We start from the raw sequence: 3,152 nt of genomic DNA on the forward strand, positions 1-3,152 counted from the left end.
GTGACCCTGACCTCGCCGGGCGTGACCGTCGTGCAGAGCGGCCTGAACCGCAACAACAGCACCGAGTTCGCCGTCGTGCGCGCCGGCCTGAACTACAAGTTCGGCTCGTACTAGGACCTGCCGGATCGGCCGCGGCTCGCCCAGAGCCGCGGTTCGACCCGACCCGAGAAGCCCGGCCGAAAGGCCGGGCTTTTTTCGTCGTCGGATCGCGGGCATGAAAAAGCCCGGCCTCGCGGCCGGGCTCCGATCGGACCGCCGTGCCGGGCCGCTCAGATGTCGAGGTCGGTCTTCTCGGCGAAGGCGGCTCGCTCGGAGATGAAGGTGAAGCGGGCTTCCGGCTTGTTGCCCATCAGGCGCTCGACCGCGTCGCCGGTCGATTCGCGCGCCTCGTCGAGGACGGCGACGCGCATCAGGATGCGCTTCTTCGGGTCCATCGTCGTCTCCTTCAGCTGCGCCGGCATCATCTCGCCCAGCCCCTTGAAGCGGCTGATCTCGACCTTGCCGTTCTTGAACACCGTCTTGATCAGCTGCTCCTTATGCGAGTCGTCGCGGGCGTAGGCCGTCTTGGTGCCCTGCTGCAGCCGGTAGAGCGGCGGCATCGCGAGGTAGAGGTGGCCCTTGTCGATGAGCTTCGGCATCTGCCGGTAGAAGAAGGTGATCAGCAGCGAGGCGATATGGGCGCCGTCGACGTCGGCGTCCGTCATGATGATCACCTTGTCGTAGCGCAGCTCCTCGTCGCGGTACTGACCGCCGGTGCCGCAGCCGAGCGCGAGGGTGAGGTCGCCGATAAGCTGGTTCGCACCGAGCTTGTCGCGGCTGGCCGAGGCAACGTTCAGGATCTTGCCGCGCAGCGGCAGGATCGCCTGCGTGGCCCGGTCGCGCGCCTGCTTGGCCGAGCCGCCGGCCGAGTCGCCCTCGACGATGAAGATCTCCGAGCCCGCGGTGCCGGCGGCCGAGCAATCGGCGAGCTTGCCGGGGAGCCGCAGCTTGCGCGTCGCGGTCTTGCGCGCGACCTCCTTCTCCTGGCGTCGGCGCAGGCGCTCCTCGGCCCGGTCGATCACCCAGTCTAGCACCTTGTTGGCCTGGGCCGGCGACGCGGCGAGCCAATGGTCAAAGGCGTCGCGGATCGCGGTCTCGACGATGCGCGACGCCTCGACGGTGGCGAGCTTGTCCTTGGTCTGGCCCTGGAACTCCGGCTCGCGGATGAAGACCGACAGCATGGAGGCGCAGGTCGCCATCACGTCGTCGGTGGTCACCGCCGTCATGCGCTTGGCCTGGTTCACCCGCTCGGCGTGCTCGCGCAGCGCCCGCAACAGCGCGACGCGCAGGCCGGATTCGTGGGTGCCGCCCTCGGGCGTCGGGATGGTGTTGCAGTACGAGGCGGAGACGCCGTCGTCGTGGACCATCCAGGCTACGGCCCATTCGAGCGAGCCGTGCGAGCCGGGCTTTGTGATCTTGCCGGAGAAGATCGCGTCGGTGACGAGCTCCTTGCCCTCGATGTCGCGGGCGAGGTAGTCGCGCAGGCCGCCGGGGAAGCGGTGCACCGCCTCGGCCGGGATGTCGGTGCCCTCGATCAGCGCCGGCGCACACCGCCACCGGATCTCGACGCCGCCGAACAGGTAGGCCTTCGAGCGCGCCATCTTGAACAGGCGGCGCGGGTCGAACGCCAGCGAGCCGAAGATCTGCGCGTCGGGATGGAAGCGGATGCGCGTGCCGCGCCGGTTCTGCACCCGCCCGACGGTTTCCAACCCGCCCTGCGCATGACCGCGCGAAAAACTCTGGCGGTAGAGCGTCTGGTTGCGCGCGACCTCGACCTCCAGGAGGTCGGACAGCGCGTTCACCACCGAAATGCCGACGCCGTGCAGGCCGCCGCTGGTCTCGTAGACCTTCGAGTCGAACTTCCCGCCTGCATGCAGCGTCGTCATGATGACTTCGAGCGCGGACTTGCCGGGAAACTTCGGGTGCGGGTCGATCGGGATGCCGCGGCCGTTGTCGGTGACGACGAGCGCGCCCGTCTCCTCCAGCTCGACCTCGATGAAGCTGGCGTGGCCCGCCACCGCCTCGTCCATCGAATTGTCGATCACCTCCGAGAACAGGTGGTGCAGCGCCCGCTCATCGGTGCCGCCAATATACATGCCGGGCCGGCGCCGCACCGGCTCCAGCCCTTCCAGCACCTCGATGTCGGATGCGGTGTAGCCGGCCTCCGGACCGGCGAGCGGCTCGAGCGCCGCCATCGGCGCCGTCGGCTTGCGCCGGCGCTCGGACGAGGGCAGGGGCGCGGCGGGCGAGGGATCCGTGGCCGAAGGCTTGGCCGGCGAAGAATGGGCTGGCGAAGAATGGGCAGCGGCCTTCGCGCCCGGCCCGAACAGGTCGATGGGGGCGTCGCTCAACCGACGGGCTCCAGGCTTCGGGTCACGTCTCGCATGGGCTTTCATCCGCTCACGATACCGGAACAAAACGGAAACATCAAAGGCGATCGCAGGCCGAATCCGCTATGCAGCTTCGCATGTGCAGCGCGAACCCTCCAAACGCTGCGATGCAACCGTCATCGGGGTGATGCGCAGATCCGGTTAAGATCGCCTCACGCTGCAATTTCGCGCGGAACCGGCGGCATGATCATGCATTATATCACAAGATCTTTGCCGTAACGAGGGCTGGGACGCCGACGATGACGACTGCTTCGATCGAAGCCCGAACCCTGATCCTCGCCCGCCTCGAGCGCGCCGCCGGGCAAGCCTTCGGATGCGAGCAGGACGCTGCGCCCGTCTCTCGCGCGGCCTTCGTCAATCCGACGACGGTCGCCCTGGCGACCTTCGCGACGGCCTTCGCCGCGACGATCAGCTACCTCGTCTGAGACCTGCGACGCGCCTGGCCCGGACCGCCGGCAAGCTGCGCCGCCGGCGGTTCAGCCGCTGGCCTTCTTGCTCGAAGCCGGCTTCGCAGCGGCCTTGCCCGCAGCGGCCTTCGGCGTGGCGCGCTTCTTCGCGGCGGGTTTGGCGGAGGTTTTGGAAGCGGTCTTCACCGTCCCGACCTCCGCGCGCTGCCGTCGCGGACGCAGACGACCCGGCACGATTGCGTCGAGGGCTGGAGCTGCATCGGAAAATGGTCCGGCGTGCCGCTGGCTGAGGTGCTGAACCGCGCCGGGCTGAAGC

At 68.5% G+C, this 3,152-nt stretch carries 2 protein-coding genes and 2 pseudogenes; 3 read left to right on the forward strand and 1 reads right to left on the reverse strand.

Annotation, left to right across the window (positions count from 1 at the left end; all coding sequences use genetic code 11):
- Positions 1-114, forward strand: a pseudogene (locus FV223_RS32045) (porin family protein); the annotation flags it as partial.
- A 155-nt stretch (positions 115-269) separates the two neighbouring features.
- On the opposite strand, the gene parE reads toward FV223_RS32045, so the two are convergent.
- A complete protein-coding gene (parE, locus tag FV223_RS23810) occupies positions 270-2,390 on the reverse strand; it encodes a DNA topoisomerase IV subunit B (RefSeq protein ID WP_147729297.1) in 2,121 nt (706 codons plus the stop codon).
- A 278-nt stretch (positions 2,391-2,668) separates the two neighbouring features.
- Here parE and FV223_RS23815 point away from each other — a divergent pair, with 278 nt between their 5' ends.
- Positions 2,669-2,854 (forward strand): hypothetical protein, encoded by a 186-nt coding sequence (locus tag FV223_RS23815; protein WP_147729298.1) that lies wholly within the window; start codon positions 2,669-2,671, stop codon positions 2,852-2,854.
- A 174-nt stretch (positions 2,855-3,028) separates the two neighbouring features.
- Positions 3,029-3,152, forward strand: a pseudogene (locus FV223_RS23820) (molybdopterin oxidoreductase); the annotation flags it as partial.

The organism is Methylobacterium sp. WL116, assembly GCF_008039455.1.
GTDB lineage: Bacteria > Pseudomonadota > Alphaproteobacteria > Rhizobiales > Beijerinckiaceae > Methylobacterium.

What these genes read in the sequence shown, in the direction of transcription:
- FV223_RS23815 (WP_147729298.1), top strand. Translation starts at nt 2,669, where the DNA reads ATGACGACTGCTTCGATCGAAGCCCGAACCCTGATCCTCGCCCGCCTC.